The sequence below is a fragment of the Streptomyces sp. NPDC026246 genome (assembly GCF_055567995.1).
In genome coordinates this window covers 479,687-497,515 of record NZ_JBVHPJ010000005.1, presented here as the reverse complement: position 1 = coordinate 497,515, position 17,829 = coordinate 479,687, and the positions used below count along the sequence as shown (strand labels likewise).

Annotated in this window: 18 protein-coding genes; 9 read left to right on the top strand and 9 right to left on the bottom strand. The window is 73.2% G+C overall.

All coding sequences use genetic code 11. From position 1 onward, the window contains the following. Together ACZ4M5_RS16705 and ACZ4M5_RS16700 are read right to left on the bottom strand one after the other, a co-directional pair. The coding region (locus tag ACZ4M5_RS16705) for a maltotransferase domain-containing protein (protein WP_467737344.1) at positions 1–1,029 on the bottom strand (1,029 nt) is incomplete at its 3' end. A 75-nt stretch (positions 1,030–1,104) separates the two neighbouring features. Continuing rightward, a complete protein-coding gene (locus tag ACZ4M5_RS16700) occupies positions 1,105–1,404 on the bottom strand; it encodes a DUF5133 domain-containing protein (RefSeq protein ID WP_398108224.1) in 300 nt (99 codons plus the stop codon). Between the two features lie 358 nt (positions 1,405–1,762). On the opposite strand from ACZ4M5_RS16700, the gene ACZ4M5_RS16695 reads away from it, so the two are divergent. Together ACZ4M5_RS16695 and glgX are read left to right on the top strand one after the other, a co-directional pair. Beyond that, positions 1,763–2,275, top strand: coding sequence for a pep a2 (locus ACZ4M5_RS16695; protein WP_467737341.1), 513 nt, complete (start codon positions 1,763–1,765; stop codon positions 2,273–2,275). Further along, on the top strand, positions 2,272–4,431 hold the full coding sequence (gene glgX, locus ACZ4M5_RS16690) for a glycogen debranching protein GlgX (protein ID WP_467737339.1): 2,160 nt from the start codon (positions 2,272–2,274) through the stop codon (positions 4,429–4,431). Before ACZ4M5_RS16695 ends, glgX begins: the two co-directional genes overlap by 4 nt. Before the next feature lie 64 nt (positions 4,432–4,495). Here glgX and ACZ4M5_RS16685 read toward each other — a convergent pair whose 3' ends face one another. After that, positions 4,496–5,299, bottom strand: coding sequence for a VOC family protein (locus ACZ4M5_RS16685; RefSeq protein ID WP_467737337.1), 804 nt, complete (start codon positions 5,297–5,299; stop codon positions 4,496–4,498). Between the two features lie 244 nt (positions 5,300–5,543). Between ACZ4M5_RS16685 and ACZ4M5_RS16680 the strand changes: the two genes are divergently transcribed. Continuing rightward, positions 5,544–5,864, top strand: a complete 321-nt coding sequence (locus ACZ4M5_RS16680) for an ANTAR domain-containing protein (RefSeq protein ID WP_467737336.1) — start codon at positions 5,544–5,546, stop codon at positions 5,862–5,864. A gap of 31 nt (positions 5,865–5,895) precedes the next feature. Here the strand turns inward: ACZ4M5_RS16680 and ACZ4M5_RS16675 are convergent, their stop codons facing one another. Beyond that, on the bottom strand, positions 5,896–6,687 hold the full coding sequence (locus ACZ4M5_RS16675; protein WP_467737334.1) for an RNA polymerase sigma factor SigF: 792 nt from the start codon (positions 6,685–6,687) through the stop codon (positions 5,896–5,898). A 462-nt stretch (positions 6,688–7,149) separates the two neighbouring features. Here ACZ4M5_RS16675 and ACZ4M5_RS16670 point away from each other — a divergent pair, with 462 nt between their 5' ends. Next, positions 7,150–7,671, top strand: a complete 522-nt coding sequence (locus ACZ4M5_RS16670; protein WP_467737332.1) for a hypothetical protein — start codon at positions 7,150–7,152, stop codon at positions 7,669–7,671. A gap of 24 nt (positions 7,672–7,695) precedes the next feature. Here the strand turns inward: ACZ4M5_RS16670 and hemC are convergent, their stop codons facing one another. From hemC to ligD, 3 genes are all read right to left on the bottom strand, one after another. Next, a complete protein-coding gene (gene hemC, locus ACZ4M5_RS16665; protein WP_467737330.1) occupies positions 7,696–8,631 on the bottom strand; it encodes a hydroxymethylbilane synthase in 936 nt (311 codons plus the stop codon). A gap of 149 nt (positions 8,632–8,780) precedes the next feature. Further along, positions 8,781–9,554 (bottom strand): NPP1 family protein, encoded by a 774-nt coding sequence (locus tag ACZ4M5_RS16660; RefSeq protein ID WP_467737328.1) that lies wholly within the window; start codon positions 9,552–9,554, stop codon positions 8,781–8,783. A gap of 144 nt (positions 9,555–9,698) precedes the next feature. Continuing rightward, positions 9,699–10,679, bottom strand: coding sequence for a non-homologous end-joining DNA ligase (gene ligD, locus ACZ4M5_RS16655; protein WP_467737326.1), 981 nt, complete (start codon positions 10,677–10,679; stop codon positions 9,699–9,701). Positions 10,680–10,788: 109 nt separating this feature from the next. Here ligD and ACZ4M5_RS16650 point away from each other — a divergent pair, with 109 nt between their 5' ends. The 4 genes from ACZ4M5_RS16650 to ACZ4M5_RS16635 all read left to right on the top strand — a co-directional run bounded on the left by ACZ4M5_RS16650 (position 10,789) and on the right by ACZ4M5_RS16635 (position 15,190). Then, entirely contained in the window at positions 10,789–11,304 is a 516-nt protein-coding gene (locus ACZ4M5_RS16650; RefSeq protein WP_467737324.1) for a MarR family winged helix-turn-helix transcriptional regulator, read from the top strand. Positions 11,305–11,931: 627 nt separating this feature from the next. Continuing rightward, positions 11,932–12,312 (top strand): MauE/DoxX family redox-associated membrane protein, encoded by a 381-nt coding sequence (locus ACZ4M5_RS16645; RefSeq protein ID WP_467737322.1) that lies wholly within the window; start codon positions 11,932–11,934, stop codon positions 12,310–12,312. Further along, positions 12,309–12,776, top strand: a complete 468-nt coding sequence (locus tag ACZ4M5_RS16640; protein WP_467737320.1) for a peroxiredoxin — start codon at positions 12,309–12,311, stop codon at positions 12,774–12,776. Before ACZ4M5_RS16645 ends, ACZ4M5_RS16640 begins: the two co-directional genes overlap by 4 nt. A 71-nt stretch (positions 12,777–12,847) precedes the next feature. After that, positions 12,848–15,190 (top strand): SpoIIE family protein phosphatase, encoded by a 2,343-nt coding sequence (locus ACZ4M5_RS16635; RefSeq protein WP_467737318.1) that lies wholly within the window; start codon positions 12,848–12,850, stop codon positions 15,188–15,190. 9 nt (positions 15,191–15,199) lie between these two features. On the opposite strand, the gene ACZ4M5_RS16630 is transcribed toward ACZ4M5_RS16635, so the two are convergent. After that, positions 15,200–15,799 (bottom strand): DNA polymerase ligase N-terminal domain-containing protein, encoded by a 600-nt coding sequence (locus ACZ4M5_RS16630; RefSeq protein ID WP_467737316.1) that lies wholly within the window; start codon positions 15,797–15,799, stop codon positions 15,200–15,202. Between the two features lie 37 nt (positions 15,800–15,836). After that, positions 15,837–16,667 carry an aldo/keto reductase gene (locus ACZ4M5_RS16625; RefSeq protein ID WP_467737314.1) on the bottom strand — a complete coding sequence of 277 codons (831 nt, stop codon included), beginning with the start codon at positions 16,665–16,667 and terminating at the stop codon, positions 15,837–15,839. Positions 16,668–16,852: 185 nt separating this feature from the next. On the opposite strand from ACZ4M5_RS16625, the gene ACZ4M5_RS16620 reads away from it, so the two are divergent. Continuing rightward, positions 16,853–17,827, top strand: coding sequence for a TauD/TfdA dioxygenase family protein (locus ACZ4M5_RS16620; RefSeq protein ID WP_467737312.1), 975 nt, complete (start codon positions 16,853–16,855; stop codon positions 17,825–17,827). Positions 17,828–17,829 lie beyond the last annotated feature (2 nt).

Here is a 17,829-nt window from a genome sequence, read left to right as displayed (position 1 = left end):
CGGCGGGTTCTCCGCGTAGGCGATCGTGCCGTCGGGCCGGTGGTGGAACCACTCCGGGTGCTTGTGCACCCACGGATGGTCCGGCGAGCACTGCAGCGCGAAGTCCAGCGCGATCTCCAGCCCCAGCTCCCGGGCCCGCTCCACGAACCACACGAAGTCGTCCATCGTGCCCAGGTCCGGGTGCACCGCGTCGTGGCCGCCCTCGGGCGAGCCGATCGCCCACGGCACCCCCACGTCCTCCGGGCCGGGGGAGAGGGTGTTGTTCTTCCCCTTGCGGAAAGTCGTGCCGATGGGGTGGATCGGCGGCAGGTAGACCACGTCGAAACCCATCGCCGCGATCGCCGGCAACCGCCGCGCCGCCGAGCGGAACGTGCCGTGCGGACGCTCGGCCGTCCCCTCCGACCGCGGGAAGAACTCGTACCACGACCCGTACAGCGCCCGCTCCCGCTCCACCAGCAACGGCATCGGCTCGGACGTGCTGACCAGGTCGCGCAGCGGGTTCCGGGTCAGCACGTCGTCCACCTCGGGTGTCAGCGCCGCCGCCAGCCGGTCCGTCGTGGGCAGGGAGTCGTCGCGCAGGGCCGCCGCCGCGCCGAGCAGCACGCCGCGGCCGGCGTCCCTCGGTACGCCGGCCGCCGCCCGTGCGAGCAGTTCCGCGCCTTCCTCCAGCACCAGGCCCGGGTCGATGCCCGCGGGAACCTTTATCCCCGCCGCGTGCCGCCAGGTGGCGACCGGGTCGCTCCACGCCTCCACGCGGTACGTCCAGCGGCCGAGGGCGTTCGGTGTGACCTCGGCGCCCCAGCGGTCGCTGCCCGGGGCGAGCTCGCGCATCGGCGTCCACGGGCCGGGACGGCCCTCGGGGTCCTTCAGAACGACATTGGCGGCCACCGCGTCGTGCCCCTCCCGGAACACGGTGGCGGTGACCTCGAACGTCTCACCCACGACCGCCTTGGCCGGCCGGTTGCCGGCCTCCACGGCCGGCCGGACGTCCCGTACCGGGATACGGCCGATGGCCCGGGTCTTCCTCATGGTCCTCACCTCCACCGTGCTCGAAAGCCGGGCCGCGGGGGCCCGGTCAGGGGGACAGCTGCGGCGGGAAGGGTGTCACCTTCCCGCCGGGGATCTCCGCTCCGCCACCGGCGGCCTGCGCCGGACCGCCGCGGCCGGGCGCGGCCTGTCGTTCTGCTCCTGCAAGTACGTGACGTGGTTGGTGCGCAGGTACCGCTCGGCCGCGTCCGCCGCCTCCCGCGCGCAGCGCTTGCCCATGAGCACGCACAGCGTGTAGCCGGAGTCCTCGAACGTGCTCCGCACGGTGAGGTCGTTCGGTGCGGCGAGCATCACTCGTTCCCAGGCCCGGTAACGGCGCAACTGCCGGGCGACTTCGGCTCTGGCGGGTAGCAGCATGGCGCCGATCACCTTTCGGGCTGGGGGGTTCGGTCTCCCGACGGTCGGACGGGGGCCGCGCGCACAGCGGCGCGGACCCGTGACGGCGATCGAGTTCTTTCACACATGGTGCACGCGCCATGACGCAGCGTCTTGTTGGATCTTCAACGAGTCGTGGCCGGGATGGGCCGTCCGGGGCCCGTCCCGCTGCTCACATGGGCACGCACGTGCCTCAGGTGTGCCCTCGTGTTGCACGAACGGAGCAGCACCCTCACTCTGAGGGTGACTCAGAAGCGATAAGCGCTCACGTTCTGTGTTCGGGGCTCGTTCCGCAGACGCGGACGAGAAGGAATTGAGCTTCGCGGTGAGGAGCCGACCGATGAAGACCGCAGTGCCCTGCTACTACCACCTCGACGTGGAAGTCAGCCCGGACCGGGTGGGACAGGTCAGCCGCATTCTGGCCGCTCACCTGAGGTTCTGGGACCTGGACAACCTCGTCCAGCCCGTCTGCGGCGGTGCCGAGATGCTGCTCAAGGCCATCGACGAGCACGCCACGGACAAGAACACGTCGATCGAGATGTGGTGGAACGGGCAGCACCTGATCACCGCCATCGGTGACAACGACCGCGCCCTGCGCCCCGACCAGGAACTGCGAGGCTGCCTGGAGCACCTCGCGGCGGTGAGCGACGGCTGGGGCTGCTGCGCCACCGAGACCGGCAGCAAGGTCATCTGGTTCTCGCAGCGCGCCCGCGCCGGTGAGCGCGTCCCGCTGGTGCCGACCGCGCCGGCCCCGCGCGAGAGCGAGGGCCTGGACGTGCCCCGTGAGGTGCCCATCACCCGGCTGGCCGGTCCGGCCGGCACCCCGGCCGAGGTCCTGGAGGACGCCCGGTGACCCGCAGGCAGGAACGGAAAGGGGTGTCCGCCTGGGGCGGGCGCCCCTACCCGCTGGGTGCCGACTTCGACGGGGAGGGCACCAACTTCGCGCTCTTCAGCGAGGTCGCCGAACGCGTGGAACTGGTCCTCGTCGACGACGACGGCACCCACACCCGGGTCCCGCTCAACGAGGTCGACGGCTTCGTCTGGCACGGCTACGTGCCCGGCGTCGGCCCGGGCCAGCGCTACGGCTACCGCGTGCACGGGCCCTGGGCCCCGAGCGCCGGCCACCGCTGCAACCCGGCCAAGCTGCTGCTCGACCCGTACGCGCGCGCGGTGGACGGGCAGATCGACAACCACCCCTCGCTCTACGAGCGCAACCCCGACGGCCCCGACCCGGCCGACAGCGCGGGACACACCATGCTCGGCGTGGTGACCGACCCGGCCTTCGACTGGGGCGACGACGCCCGGCCCGGCCGGCCCTACGCCGACACGGTCATCTACGAGGCCCACGTCAAGGGCATGACCAGGACCCACCCCGAGGTGCCCGAGGAACTGCGGGGCACCTACGCGGGCCTGGCCCACCCCGCCGTGGTCGAGCACCTGACCTCCCTCGGCGTCACGGCCGTCGAGCTGATGCCCGTGCACCAGTTCGTCCACGACGGAGTGCTGCACGACCGGGGCCTGTCCAACTACTGGGGCTACAACACCATCGGCTTCTTCGCGCCGCACAACGGCTACGCCGCCCACGGCACCCGCGGCGGGCAGGTCGCCGAGTTCAAGCAGATGGTGAAGACGCTGCACGCGGCCGGGCTCGAAGTGATCCTCGACGTGGTCTACAACCACACCGCCGAGGGCAACGAGTTGGGCCCGACCCTGTCCTTCCGGGGTATCGACAACTCCTCCTACTACCGCCTGGTCGACGGCGACTGGAAGCACTACTACGACACCACCGGCACCGGCAACAGCCTGCTGATGCGGCACCCCTACGTCCTGCAGCTGATCATGGACTCGCTGCGGTACTGGGTGACGGAGATGCACGTCGACGGCTTCCGCTTCGACCTGGCGGCCACCCTGGCCCGGCAGTTCCACGAGGTGGACCGGCTCTCGGCGTTCTTCGACCTCATCCAGCAGGACCCGGTGATCAGCCGCGTGAAGCTGATCGCCGAGCCGTGGGACGTCGGCGAGGGCGGCTACCAGGTGGGCAACTTCCCGCCCCTGTGGTCGGAGTGGAACGGCATGTACCGGGACGCCGTACGGGACTTCTGGCGGGGTGAGGACCACACCCTCGGCGAGTTCGCCTCCCGGCTGACCGGCTCGTCCGACCTGTACCAGCACAGCAGGCGCCGCCCCCGGGCCAGCGTCAACTTCGTCACCGCGCACGACGGTTTCACCCTGCGCGACCTCGTGTCGTACAACGACAAGCACAACGAGGACAACGGCGAGGACAACCAGGACGGCGAGAGCACCAACCGGTCGTGGAACTGCGGGGCCGAGGGGGAGAGCCGCGACCCGGCCGTGCGCGAGCTGCGCATCCGCCAGCAACGCAACTTCCTCGCCACCCTGTTGCTCTCCCAGGGCATCCCGATGCTCTCGCACGGCGACGAGCTCGGGCGCACCCAAGGCGGCAACAACAACGCCTACTGCCAGGACAACGAGATCTCCTGGATCGACTGGGGGCTGAGCGAGGAACAGCGGGACCTGCTGGACTTCACCCGCTACCTCATCAACCTGCGCACCGCGCACCCCGTGCTGCGCCGGCGCCGCTTCTTCCGCGGCGAGACGGTCCGGCGGGCGGACCAGCCGCTGCCCGACCTGGTCTGGCTGGCGCCCGACGCCCGCGAGATGACCGACGACGACTGGCAGCGCGGTGACGCGCACTCGGTGGGGGTGTTCCTCAACGGCGACGCCATCGCCGAGCCCGACCCGCGCGGCCGCCCCGTCGTCGACGACTCCTTCCTGCTGCTGCTCAACAGCCACTGGGAGCCGATCGACTTCCGCATCCCGAACGCCTCCTACGGCGAACGCTGGACGGCCCTGATCGACACGGCCGACCCCGACGGCACTCCGGACGAGGCGGAGCACAAAGCGGGTACCGGCCTCACCGTCGGAGCGCGCAGCCTGGTCCTGTTGTCCCGGCCCTCCCGGGCGAAGCGGGGCGACCGGACGCAGTGACGGCCACGGACGCCGGCCCCGCGGGAGCGCCGCTCCCGCGGGGCCGGCCCATGGCCGAGGAGAATCAGCGCCCGCGTCGGGCGGTGACCGTGAACTGCGCCCCGTCGTGGTCGCGCAGCACCGCCTCGTCGCCGCCCTTGGACATGACGCTGCCGCCGTGCAGCTCCGCGGCGCGGGCGCAGGCCTCCACGTCGTCGACGCTGAAGTGGACCTGCCAGTGGGGGCGGATGGCGGGATCCGGCGCCGCTTCGAGGGCGCCCGACTCGATCCGTGCGACGACGTCGCCGCGGCTGCGCAGCACGACCTCGCCGCCCTCGTAGTGGACCTCGCAGCACCCGGGGCTGTCCGACGCCCAGTCCAGGACCTCGCCGTAGAAGATGGCGGCGTCGAAGGCGTCCCGGGTGTGCAGGGTGATGAAAGCGGGCTGCGCGTTGCGCCAGGTCTCCCAGTCGGTGAACAGGTCGCCCTCCCAGATGCCGAACGCCGCCCCGTCACGGTCGGCCAGCAGCGCGGCCCGACCGGGCGGCAGGGAGATCGGTCCCACCGCGACCGTGCCCATGCGCTCCTGCACCCGGGCCGCCGCCTCGTCCGCGCTGCGCACCGCGAAGTACGGCAGCCACGCCACGGCCATCTGCCACATGGTCGCCACGCCCGCGATCCCGGCCACCGGCGACCCGTCCACCAGGGCGATCCGGAACCGGTCGCCGAGCTTGGCCGGCCGCCACTGCCAGCCCAGCACCGCCCCGTAGAACTCCTCGGTCGCCCGGACGTCGCGGCTGGTCAGGCTCACCCAGCAGGGAGCGCCGAACACGGAGTGCGAGGAGATGATGTCCTTCGTGCCGGAGGGGGTGGGCATGTCGTGGTTCATGGCAGTCGCGTCCTGATCTCGTCGGCCCGGCAGCCACCGGTGGATGGCCACCAGTGTCCGGCCGCGGCCATGGGCTGCGCCTGCCGAGTACCCCGGCGGGCGCACCGAAACGGAACCGGCTGGTCCACCCGGGTGGCACCCGGCGGGCCGGGTGCCGACGATGGACGGGTCGGACACTGCGTCAAGGCACTCAAGCACCCTGTCCGGCCATCCGGACAGCGGCGCACCGGACCCGGAGGTGACCATGCCCACGGACGGGGGCTCGGAGCGGATCCTTCAGATGCAGGAGGAGATCCAGCAGCTGAAGGAGGCGGTCGTCTCCCACGCCGTCGTGGACCAGGCGATCGGGATGGTCGTGGCACTCGGCAGGATCTCGCCCGACCAGGGATGGGCCGTGCTGAAGGAGGTCTCCCAGCACACCAACACCAAGCTGCGCAACGTCGCGGAGACGATCCTCGTGTGGGGGCGCACCGGCCTGATGCCCGAGGAGATCCGGGCGGCACTGGAGGAGGCCCTGGACCGCGCGGGACCGGTCCAGCTGCCCGGCACGCCGCCCGAGCGGTGATCCGCGCGGGGGCGTGGTCCCGGCCTTCCGCTCACCCGGTCTCGGTGAGCAGTTCCTCGCGCAGATGGGCGAAGCAGCTGCTGAGCAGCCGTGAGACGTGCATCTGGGAGATGCCGAGCTGCTCCGCGATGCGGCTCTGGGTCATGCCCTTGAAGAACCGCAGGTACAGGATGACCCGCTCGCGCTCGGGCAGGGCCTCCAGGCAGGGCCGGACGGCCACGCGGTCGACCACGATGTCGAAGGCCGGGTCGGGCCCGCCGATCGCGTCCCCGAGGGCGTAGCCGTCGGTGCCCGGCATCTCCGCCTCCAGCGACAGGGCGGAGAAGCACTCCAGCGCCTCCATCCCGGTGCGCACCTCGCCCTCGGTGAGCTGGGCGTACTCGGCGATCTCGGCCAGGGTGGGGGAGCGGCCCGAGGTGGTCTGGGACAGTTCCTTGACGGCGTGCCGTACGCGGTTGCGCAGGTCCTGGACCCGGCGGGGCACGTGCAGCGTCCACATGTGGTCACGGAAGTGACGCTTGATCTCGCCGGTGACGGTGGGCACCGCGTAGGCCTCGAAGGCGTTGCCGCGGGCCGGGTCGTAGTGGTCGACCGCCTTGACCAGCCCCAGGGCCGCGACCTGGTAGAGGTCCTCCAGGGCCTCGCCGCGGCCACGGAACCGGACGGCGATCCGCTCGGCCATGGGGAGCCAGGCCTCGACCAGTTCGTCGCGCAGGGCCTTGCGCTCGGGCCCCTCGGGCAGTCGCGCCAGCCGCCGGAACGCCTCGGCGGTGTCGGGGGCGTCGTCGTGCGGGTGCGTTCGGGTGCTGCCGGCGATACGCATCTGGTGCGCACCTCCCTGAGCAGGTGCGGAAGGGACGGACACCATGGGAAGCACGGACTCGGACCTCACCGGGCACCGGGGGCCCGGCAGGCCGGCTCCCACGGATGTGCCTCCTGTCCGAAGCACTTCACCGCCCGCGGCCGGGCAGTGAGAACGAAGCAATTCCGACAATACGACATTCGGGGCATCTTGGCCTCGCTGTGGCGAGAAGTGGTCGCCGACGCCGGTGTCCGGGCGGCCCGGGCGCGACCGGGTCGCCCGACCCGTTGATCTTCACTCGTGGAAGTGATGTGCGGCACGCCCGAGCAAGCGCTTTCTCCAGTGGCTTCCGGATAACCGCTGGGCACGGCTTGATCATCGATCAGATGGGGCGAACTGCCTGGCCACAGCGCATTCTGCTCATTTGACAGTGCGCTCGGGCCACAGATAGGAAGCAGCTTCCAGAGGTCGAGAGGGTGCAGCGTGTACGAGCCGAACGTGGTCGGGGACTGGCAGGAGTACGAGGAGCATGCCGGTCTGCGCGTCCGCGTCCACCGTCTGGAACCGGCCGAACCGCCTCGCGGCAGGGACGACGCCGCCGACGGGCTCACCTACTTCCGCCTGCGCGTGACGGTCGAGAACCGCGGCAGCCGGCACCTCGGCATCCATCTGGAGGACGGCCAGATCGACGTGCGCGTCGGCCCGGACGGCGAGAGTGCCTTCATCGACTGGCGCAACTCCCAGTTCATCGAGGGCTTCGACGTCTATCCGCTGCGCCGGGTCACGGCCGTGCTCTACGCGGCCGCGGCCGAGGAGGCCCTGAGCCTGGTGGACGTGCAGGTGCAGCTGCGCGTCGAGGAGGAGTGGACCGGCCGGCGCCTGTGGGCGGGCGGCATCGGGGTGCACGAGGGAGCCCCCGGGGCCCCGCAGGGCCAGTGCCGCGACAGCCTGGCCCATCAGGTGAGCGTCTTCCTGCGGGACCAGGCGGAGGAAGGCACCGCCTGACCCGGTGTCAGGGCGCCGCCGCGCTCAGTGCGGGATGCCGTCGATGATCTCGCGGGCGCCCTGGCGCAGCAGCGCCACCGCGACCGAGGTGCCGAGCGTGGCCGGATCGAGCCGCCCCGCCCACTCGTGGGCGTTCAGCCGCGTCTTGCCGTCCGGAGTGAACACGCAGGCGCGGAGGGAGAGTTCGCCGCCGCGGTCGACCCGCGCGAACCCGGCGATGGGGCTGTTGCAGTGACCCTGCAGCACGTGCAGGAACATCCGCTCGGCCGTCGTCTCCCGGTAGGTGTCCGGGTCGCCGAGACCGCTCACCGCGTCGATCAGGCCGGCGTCGTCCTCGCGGCACTGAAGGGCCAGGACGCCCGCGCCGATGGGCGGCATCATCGTCTCGGTCGAGAGGATCTCGGTGATCACGTCCGTCCGGCCGATGCGCTCCAGGCCCGCGACCGCGAGCAGCAGGGCGTCGGCCTCTCCGGCCTCCAGCTTCGCCAGGCGCCGGTTGGCGTTGCCGCGGAACGGCACGCACTCCAGGTGCGGGTGCGTGGCCGCCAGTTGCGCCACCCGGCGCACCGAGGAGGTGCCGACGCGGGTTCCCGCGGGCAGCTCGTCCAGGGTGAGGCCGCCGGGGTGGATCAGCGCGTCGCGGATGTCGTCCCGCTTGAGGAAGGCGGCGAACACCGTGCCCGCCGGGAGCGGACGGTCGGCGGGCACGTCCTTCACGCAGTGCACCGCGAGGTCGGCCTCCCCGGCCAGCAGTGCCGCGTCGACCTCCTTGGTGAAGGCGCCCTTGCCCTCCACCTGGGACAGGTCGCCGAGCCACTTGTCCCCGGTGGTCTTCACCGGGACGACCTCGGTGCGCACCGAGGGGTGGGCGGCGGCCAGTTCGGCCCGGACGCGCTCCACCTGGGCCAGCGCCATGGGGGAGTCGCGGGAGACGATGCGGATCAGTTCGGGGGCGGACATGCGCCCCACGATAGACCCTCCCGGTGGAGGGGAGGTCGCGTGCCTCCCCCGACTGCCGGGCGGCGTACGTCAGTTCGGGAGGCTCGCCCGTGTGTTCCCGCGCCACCGGTCCGGCCGGAGGGGCGCGCCTCCCGGCCGGACCGGCCGGGTCACGCGTAGGGGTCGAAAGGAATGCCCGAGGGCTTCGCCTTGGCCAGGTGGCTCTCGAAACTGCCGTCCTTCAGACCGAAGTGGGCGCTGCCGAAGTCGTACGAGGACAGCTTGTCGCGCAGCCCGGCCGGGTAGCCGTTCCAGCCGACCAGCGGCGGGTACTGCCAGGTGCCCCGGTGGTTCTCGGGCGGCTCGTCGCCCGAGCCGGCGAGGCGGAAGCAGTGGGTGCCGATCCCGTCCTTGTGATAGACGATCTTGGGGTGCGTGCCGTCGAATCGGACCTGCGCGGCCGCGTGCACGTCGAAGTCACCGTGGGCGGACGTCGAGACGTATCTGACCTGGTCGTCCTGGACGAACACCGCGACGTGCTCGAAGTCGTGCCGGTGCCCGCCGAGGCCGACGCCGGGCAGGGCCTGGTCCTTCTCGAAGTAGAGGGCGTACAGGACCGCGCACCAGCCGTTGTTGCACTTGGCGCGCGCGTAGCCGTTGGTGTTGCCGAGGTCGGAGGCGTCGCGGCAGTTGCCGTTGAGCGCCCCGGTCGGCTTGAGCCCGCTGTTCACACTGCCGTCGGGGCCGATCGCGGCCGAGGAGTAACAGCCGTCGGTGTCGTAGTCGTACGCCGGCTGGTACGTCCGCTCCAGGGGCTCGGCGGCGGCCGGCAGGGCGGGCGGCGGGGCGGCGAAGGCGGTGGCGGGGAGGGCGAGCACGAGGGCGGCGGCCCCGGCGGCCCCGGTGAGCCATCTCCTGCGGCGGGTGTACGGGCGTGACGACACTGCGTCCTCCTCGGGGTCCGGGCGCAGCCCAACGGCTGTGGGGGGAACGGGGGTTCAGCTTCCTGGTTGAACGCGTCCATGCCAAGAGGGGCGGAGGGTCCCGCGGGTGAAGGGCGGATCAACAGGCGGCGTCGGGACGCCGTTTCAGGACGGGTCGTCCGGGATGTCGGCGGCCGACTCCTCGGGGGCGAGGTCCGGCCGCAGCCGCAGCCAGGACGGCTGACGCAGCAGCCCCTCCCGTGTCCGGGTGCTGTAGCGGACCTCGCCGACCAGCCGCGGCACGACCCAGTGCGCGCCGGGTGCCCGGGGAGCCGGGTCGAAGGGGCAGGTGCCGGTGGCGGCGGCCGCCAGCAGTCCGGCCAGCTCCCTGCGTTCGGTCTCGCTCCAGCCGGTGCCCACACTGCCGACGTAGCGCAGCCGTCCGCCCGCGCGCTGCCCCACCAGGACCGCGCCCGGCAGGCCGGTGAGCCGCCCCTTGCCGGGCTGCCAGCCACCGACCAGGACGTCCTCGGTGCGCATGTTGCGGATCTTGATCCAGGCCCTCGAGCGCACGCCCGGCTCGTACACCGAGTCCAGCCGCTTGCAGACCAGGCCCTCCAGGCCGTGCTCCCGGGTGGCGCGCAGCGCCTCGGCGCCGTGGCCGACGAGCGCGGCCGGGGTCGACCAGGACGCTCCGGTCAGGCCGAGGTCCTCCAGGGCGGAGCGGCGGCGTGTGTAGGGCAGCCGCAGCAGGGACTGTCCGGCCAGGTGCAGCACGTCGAACAGCACGAGGTGGGCCGGGACCTCCGCCGCCCGCCGCGCGGCCCGGGCGGGAGCGTGCGCCAGCCCCATCCGGGACTGCAGCAGCTGGAAGCTCGCCCGCCCCTCGGCGTCCAGGGCGAGGATCTCTCCGTCCAGGACGGCGGGGGCGGTGCCGAGGGCGGTGCCCAGCGGGCGCAGCTCGGGGTAGGCGGCCGTGATCTCGTCGCCGGACCGGGCGCGCAGCACCACGCTCCCGTCCCCCGGCAGGTAGACCACCACCCGCTGGCCGTCCTGCTTGGTCTCGTAGGCCCAGCGCGCGTCCTGCCCCGCGGGCGGCAGGGTGCCGGAGGTGGCGAGCATGGGCGGGATCAGCGGCAGACTCACGGGTGAGATGTCGACGCCCCGGGGTGCGGTCACGCGCGTCGGCCGTTCGGTTCCCCTGAACGGCGGCCCACTTTACTTGCGTTACGCAACTATATGGTAGAGTGACGGCATGCCCACCCCACCGCTCCCCGACGGCCCCTCGGCGGAGGTGACCGAGATCGAGCGCGCGCTCTCGCGCATCACCTACCTGAGCACGCGCGCCCGTCAGCACGAGCGGCTGATGGCCCTGGCGGGCGTGCCGCTCGACCGGGCCGCCGTCGCGTTGCTGCGCCAGATCGCCGACGCCGATCCGCTGCGCCCGGGCGAGCTGGCCGCCCGGCTGGGCGTGGAGGCCTCGCACGTCACGCGCACGGTCCAGCAGCTGCACAGGACCGGGTACGTCACGCGCGTCCCCGACCCCGACGACGGCCGCGCCCAGCGCATCGAACTCACCGACGCCGGCCGGGAGGCCATCACCAAGGTGCGCGAGGCGGGGGTCCGCGGTATGCAACGGGCGCTGGCGCACTGGTCCCCGGAGGAGCTGGGGCAGTTGGCCACGCTCTTCCACCGCATGGTCGACGACTTCCTCGCGCACGCCGCCGACGAGGCCCCCGAGCCCCACGGGACCCCGGCGCCCACCGTGTGAAGGCGTCCGGCCGCCCACCCCGCGACCTGCCCCGGCGGTGACCACCCGCGCCTGTGCCGGTCCCGGTGTCGACCGCCTGTGCGGCGACCGTCCTGGCGGGCCCGGCGTCCCCGGCGTGGCGTCCCCGGGCCGGGCGTCCCTGGCTCGGCATGCCCCGGCGGGGCCGCCCGAGCCTGTGCCGCTTTCGGGCCCCGGCATCCCAGGCTCGGTCCGCCCCGGAGTCGACCGCCTGTGCCGCGACCGTCCTGGCAGGCCCGACGCCCCCGGCCGGCGTCCCCGGGCCCGGTATGCACGGCGGGGCCGCATGGCCCTGTGACGGTCCCGAGTCCCGGCGCGGCGGCGGACCGGACGGAGGCCGGGTGATGCTTCCCCAGGTGAGCGGCCGCGGCGCCGTCGTCGCCGGTCGCGCAGTTCCCCGCGCCCCTGAGGCGCGGCCCGCCCTGCCGTCGACCGCCCGCGCCCGGGCCCGGCACGCCTGGGTGTCCCTCAGCGGCAGCGGAGGCGTCCGCAATGGCGTCGCGCAGGCCGGGCGCCCGGGGCCGGAGTCGCGGCCCGAGCTCTCGCCCGGGCCCCGGGAGCTTCCTACCGTCGAGTAATATCGCCCGGCAGGTCATCAGAGGAGGAACCGTGTCCCGGTCCGAACGCTCGCCCCTGCTGCTCGCCGGCCTGCTGGCCACCGCGGGCATCGCCCACTTCGCCGCCCCCCGCCAGTTCGACGCGATCGTGCCCGGCGCCCTGCCGGGCTCGCCCCGGACCTGGACCTATGCCAGCGGTGCCGCCGAACTCGCGCTCGCCGCGGGCCTCGCGCTGCCCCGCACCCGCAGGACGGCCGCGCTCGCCGCCGCGGCGTTCTTCGTCGGCGTCTTCCCGGCCAACGTCAAGATGGCCGCCGACTGGCGGCACCGCCCCGCACCCGAGAAGGCCGCCGCCTTCGGGCGTCTGCCGCTCCAGGTGCCGCTGGTGCTGTGGGCCCGCGGCGTCGCCCGGAACGCCGGGGGCAAGGCGTGAGCACCCGCGTGGAAGTGGGGGACGAGGTCGAGGACTTCTCGCTGCCGGACGAGACCGGCCGTGTCCGCAGCCTGTCCGCGCTGCTCACCGAGGGACCGGTCGTGCTGTTCTTCTACCCGGCCGCCCTGACGCCCGGCTGCACCGCCCAGGCCTGCCACTTCCGCGACCTCGCCGCCGAGTTCGCCGCCGTCGGGGCACGACCCGTCGGCATCAGTGCGGACACCGTCGAGCGGCAGCGCGAGTTCACCGGGCGGCACCAGCTCGGGATGCCCCTGCTGTCCGACGCCGACGGCACGGTCCGCGAGCGGTTCGGCGTGAAGCGCGACTTCTCCCTGGCCCCCACCCGCCGCACGACGTTCGTCATCGCGCAGGACCGCACCGTCCTGGACGTCGTCCGCAGCGAACTGCGCATGAACGCCCACGCCGACCGGGCGCTCGCCGCTCTCCGCGCGCACCGGCCCTGACACCCGTCCCCGCGCCGCCCGCACCCCGCCCCGCGGTTGATGCGGGGCGGCAAAGGGTCAATCCTGGACGAATGGAGGACTCCTCCGCTGCTGCGATCATCGACACCCGGGGCATCGTGACGGGGTGGAGCGAGGGCGCCCGGCAGCTGACCGGCCATCCCGCCGCCGAGGTCGTGGGCCGGTCCGTACGGCACCTGCTCGCCGAGGACGTGTCGCCGCAGACGGTGTCCGCACGGGCGGGCACCGTCATGGTGCGCCACCGCGACGGTTCCCTCGTCGGGCTCCGGGTCCGGGCGTGCGCCGTGGCCGGCGATGACGGGCGACCGGACGGATACGTGCTCACCGCTGCCCCACCCGGCCGCGCCGAGACCTCCCTCGCGGGGCGGGCCTTCCAGCAGGCGTCCATCTCGATGTCCGTGTTCGACACCGGCCAGCGCTATCTGCGCCTCAACGACGCCGCCTGCCAGGTGATGGGCGTGTCCGAGGAGAACCTGGTCGGCCGGCACTTCCCGGAGACCGTGGAGGAGGCCGGCCACAGCCGCGGCTTCGACTGGCACCTGCGGCACGTCGTGGAGACGGGCCGGCCGCTGCGCTACGAGAGCTACACCGGGGCGCCGGCGCTGAACCGGGAGAACGCCTGGGTCACCGAGATGTGGCCGGTACGCGACGCCGACGGCGGCCTCATGGGCACCGCCCTGGCCGCGTACGACAGCACCGAGCACTACTGGGCCCGGCAGCGGCTCGCCCTGCTGAACGAGGCCGCGGCCGCCATCGGTACGACCCTGGACGTCGTCCGCACGGCCGAGGAGCTCATCGGCGTCGTGGTGCCCCGGTTCGCCGACTTCGCGAGCGTGGACCTGTTCGACTGGGTTCTCGGCGCGCAGGAGGCACCGGCCGCCCCGGCCGAGGAGATCGCCCTGCGGCGGGTCGCCCACGGATCGGTCAGCGAGGGCACCCCGGAAGCCGCCGTGGACGTGGGCGACGTGGACGTGTACCCGGCGTTCTCACCGATCGCCCGGGCCATGCGCGAGAGCCGGGCCGTCGTCAGCCAGGCGGGGGAACCGGCCTTCATGCGCTGGGTCGCCGAGCGCAACAGCCGCTCCCCCCAGGGACGCCCGTACCGCCAGGGCGCCCACTCGATGATGGCCGTACCGTTGCGCGCCCGTGGCATCACGCTCGGCGTCGCCGTGGCGGTCAGGGTGGCGCAGCCGGACGACTACGGCGGCGACGACGCCGTCTTCGCCGAGGAACTCGCCAGCCGGGCCGCGATCTGCGTGGACAACGCCCGACGCTTCGCCCGGGAGCGCGGCACGGCCCTCGCCCTCCAGCACAGCCTGCTGCCGCGCGGCATGCCCGGGCAGGCCGCCGTCGAGGTCGCCCACCGCTATCTGCCCTCCGGCTCCGCGGCCGGGATCGGCGGCGACTGGTTCGACGTGATCCCGCTGTCCGGCAGCCGGGTCGCGCTGGTCGTCGGGGACGTCGTCGGGCACGGCATCCCCTCCTCGGCGACCATGGGCCGGCTGGTCACCGCCGTGCGCACCCTGGCCGACGTCGACCTGCCCCCGGACGAGCTGCTGACCCACCTGGACGACCTGGTCACGCACCTGGCCTCCGACGACCTCGGGGACGAGGTGGCCGAAGTGGGGGCGACCTGCCTGTACGCCGTCTACGACCCCGTCGCCCGCCGCCTCCACCTCGCCGCGGCCGGGCACCCCGCGCCCGCCCTGGTGCTGCCCGACGGGTCCGCCCGGATGATCCCGATGAGCGCCGGGCCCCCGCTGGGTGTCGGCGGACTGCCGTTCGAGGCGACGGAACTCCAGTTGCCCGAGGGCTCCTTGGTCGCCCTGTACACCGACGGGCTGGTCGAGGACCGCCACCGCGACGTCGACCACGCGACCGACGAGCTGTGCCGCACCCTGACCGTGCCCGCCGACTCGCTGGACGCCCTGTGCGACTCGGTGCTCAAGGCCGTCCTGCCGGAGGAGCCCTCCGACGACGTCGCCCTGCTGCTGGCCCGCACCCGGGCGCTGGGCGCCGACCAGGTCGCCACCTGGGACATCACCCCGGACCCCGCGCAGGTGGCGGTGATCCGCCAGGCGGTTACCGACCGTCTCACCGCGTGGGGCCTGGAGGAGACGGCCTTCGTCACCGAACTCGTCGTCAGTGAGCTGGTCACCAACGCCCTCCGCTACGGCGCCCCGCCCGTCCAGCTCCGGCTGATCCGAGACCGGACCCTCATCTGCGAGGTCTCCGACGGCAGTTCGACCTCACCGCATCTGCGGCGGGCGCACCAGGACGACGAGGGCGGGCGGGGACTGCTGCTGGTCGCCCAGCTCACCCAGCGCTGGGGGAGCCGGCAGACCAGCCGGGGCAAGACCATCTGGTGCGAGCAGGCCCTCACGCCGCTGTTCTGAGCCGGACGCTCACCCGGCCTTCTCGACGACCTGGGCGAGCGTACGGCCGGACACCGCCGAACGGGCCCGGCGCGGATCCGGGGCGCCCCGTGTGCGGGAGCCGCCGGCCTGCTTCACCAGCAGCCACGCCTCCTGGCCGCCGTTGCCCCCGCGGAAGCGGGTCAGCGCGTAGCCGCCGCGCAGCTTCGAGCCGTGCAGCCGGAACGTGGCGTGCCCGCGCTCCAGCGACGCGCCGAAGTCCACCGGCCGGCCCCGGCGGTCGTGGCTCAGCGGCTCGTACGTGCCGCGGTCCCACACGATGACCGTGCCCCCGCCGTACTCACCGCGGGGGATCACGCCCTCGAAGTCCTCGTACTCCAGCGGATGGTCCTCCGTGGGCACCGCCAGCCGCTTGTCCCCGGGGTCCGCCGAAGGGCCCTTCGGGACCGACCAGGACTTCAGGACGTCACCGACCTGCAGCCGGAAGTCGAAGTGCATGGTGCTCGCGTCGTGGATCTGCACCACGAAGCGCGGGCGCCGACCGGAGGCGGACCCGCTGCCCTCGGGCTCCCCGGTCCGGCCGAAGTCGCGCTTGCCGCGGTAGTCCCGCAGCCGGTCCCGATCGGCCATGTGCGGCTCCCTCCTGTCCGGCCGGCCCGGGTACCCGTCAGAACTCCTCGTGCACCTCGGGGTCCCCACCGACCCGGCGGTGGGCCCGGTCGGCCACGGCGGCCATCTCGTCCGCGCTCAGCTCGAAACCGAACACGTCCAGGTTGGCGCGCCGGCGCTCGGGGTTCGCCGACTTCGGGATGGGCACGGCGCCCAGCTGGGTGTGCCAGCGCAGCACCACCTGCCCGGGCGTCACCCCGTGCGCCCCGGCGATCCGGGCCAGGGCCGGGTCCTCCAGCAGGGACGTCCCCCGGCCGAGCGGGCTCCAGCTCTCCGTGACGATGTTCCGGCCGGCGTGGAAGGCGCGCAGTTCGTCCTGCGGCAGGAACGGGTGCAGCTCGATCTGGTTGACCGACGGCAGGACCCCGGTCTCCTTCTCCAGCCGCTCGATGTGCGCGGGCGTGAAGTTCGAGACGCCGATGGAACGCACCAGCCCGTCGTCACGCAGTTTCACCATGGCCTTCCAGGAGTCGACGTACCGGTCCTGGCGCGGCAGCGGCCAGTGGATCAGGTACAGGTCGACGTACTCCAGGCCGAGGCGGGACCGGGACTCCTCGAAGGAGGCGAGGGTCTCCTCGTAGCCGTGGTGGCGGCCCGGGAGCTTCGTCGTCACGACGATCTCCTCGCGCGGCACCACCCCGGCGGTCACGGCCCGGCCGACCCCCGTCTCGTTGCGGTAGTTCGTCGCCGTGTCGATCAGGCGGTAGCCCGCCTCCAGGGCCGAGACCACCGCGGCCTGCGCCTCGTCGTCGCCGAGCGGCCAGGTGCCCAGGCCCAGGGCCGGGAGCGCCGTGCCGTCGTTGAGCGTGTGCGTCGGGATGCTGATCACCGTCGGACCTTCCCGTTGACTGTGTCGTCCCTCCAGCGTCGCGGACGGGAGGGGCGGTGATCAACCGGGGAACCGGGTACCGGGGGAACGGGGCGGGGACCCGAGGGGGCGTGGTCGCCCTTCGCCGGGATCGCTGTCACGCTCTCCCGGAAGGCAGGACCACGCCCACGACCAGCGGAGCGCTCATGACGACGGACAGCCCGAGGACGGACGAGGCGGCACGTGAGGCCGGCATCGAGGTGCGGCCGGTCGCCGGACACATCGGGGCCGAGATCGGCGGAGTGGACCTGGCCGCCGATCTCGACGACGTGACGATCGCCGCGATCCGGGCGGCGGTGCTGCGGTGGAAGGTGGTGTTCTTCCGCGGTCAGCGGCTCGACCACGCCGGGCACGTGGCGTTCGCCCGGCGGTTCGGCCGGCCGGTGGTGCTGCCGCGGCGCGGCAAGGCCTCACCGCCCGGCGTCCCCGAGATCGAGACCACCGCCGACCGGCTGGAACTGGGCGGGCGGTACGGCATGGAGCACGACGAGTGGCTGCGGCGGCGCCGCCACACCCTGCTGCGCGGCTGGCACTGCGACCACGGAGCCCGTGTCGACCCGCCCGCCGCGACGATCCTGCGGGCGGAGACCGTCCCGCCCTACGGCGGCGACACGACCTGGGCGAACCTGGCGGCCGCGTACGCCGGCCTGTCCGCGCCGCTGCGGGAGTTCGCCGACCGGCTGCGGGCCGAGCACCGGCTCGGCGTCGGCTACCAGCCCCGGCCCGGCGACGACGCCTACGTCCGTCACCTGCTGGAGCGTCAGGTCGCCTCGCTGCATCCGCTGGTGCGGGTCCACCCCGAGACGGGCGAGCGGATCCTGTACGTCAACGGCTACTACGTGGAGCAGATCGAGGGCCTGTCCCGGCCCGAGAGCGCGGCGATCCTGGAGTTGCTGCTGGAGCACGCGGTCCGGCCCGAGTACACGGTCCGCTTCCGCTGGGAACCGGGCAGCGTGGCGTTCTGGGACAACCGCGCCACGATGCACCTCGCCCCCGGCGACACCACCCACCTGGACCATCCGCGGATCATGCACCGGGTGATGCTCGCCGGTGACGTCCCCGTCGGCCCCGACGGCCGCCCGTCGCACCCCCTCACGGGAACGGCCCCGGGCCGCTGGTGACC

Excerpts from the sequence above, each read along its gene's own strand:
- ACZ4M5_RS16700 (WP_398108224.1), bottom strand. The coding sequence starts at position 1,404 with ATGCTGCTACCCGCCAGAGCCGAAGTCGCCCGGCAGTTGCGCCGTTAC.
- ACZ4M5_RS16695 (WP_467737341.1), top strand. The coding sequence starts at position 1,763 with ATGAAGACCGCAGTGCCCTGCTACTACCACCTCGACGTGGAAGTCAGC.
- ACZ4M5_RS16685 (WP_467737337.1), bottom strand. The coding sequence starts at position 5,299 with ATGAACCACGACATGCCCACCCCCTCCGGCACGAAGGACATCATCTCC.
- ACZ4M5_RS16680 (WP_467737336.1), top strand. The coding sequence starts at position 5,544 with ATGCCCACGGACGGGGGCTCGGAGCGGATCCTTCAGATGCAGGAGGAG.
- ACZ4M5_RS16675 (WP_467737334.1), bottom strand. The coding sequence starts at position 6,687 with ATGCGTATCGCCGGCAGCACCCGAACGCACCCGCACGACGACGCCCCC.
- hemC (WP_467737330.1), bottom strand. The coding sequence starts at position 8,631 with ATGTCCGCCCCCGAACTGATCCGCATCGTCTCCCGCGACTCCCCCATG.
- ACZ4M5_RS16650 (WP_467737324.1), top strand. The coding sequence starts at position 10,789 with ATGCCCACCCCACCGCTCCCCGACGGCCCCTCGGCGGAGGTGACCGAG.
- ACZ4M5_RS16635 (WP_467737318.1), top strand. The coding sequence starts at position 12,848 with ATGGAGGACTCCTCCGCTGCTGCGATCATCGACACCCGGGGCATCGTG.
- ACZ4M5_RS16630 (WP_467737316.1), bottom strand. The coding sequence starts at position 15,799 with ATGGCCGATCGGGACCGGCTGCGGGACTACCGCGGCAAGCGCGACTTC.
- ACZ4M5_RS16620 (WP_467737312.1), top strand. The coding sequence starts at position 16,853 with ATGACGACGGACAGCCCGAGGACGGACGAGGCGGCACGTGAGGCCGGC.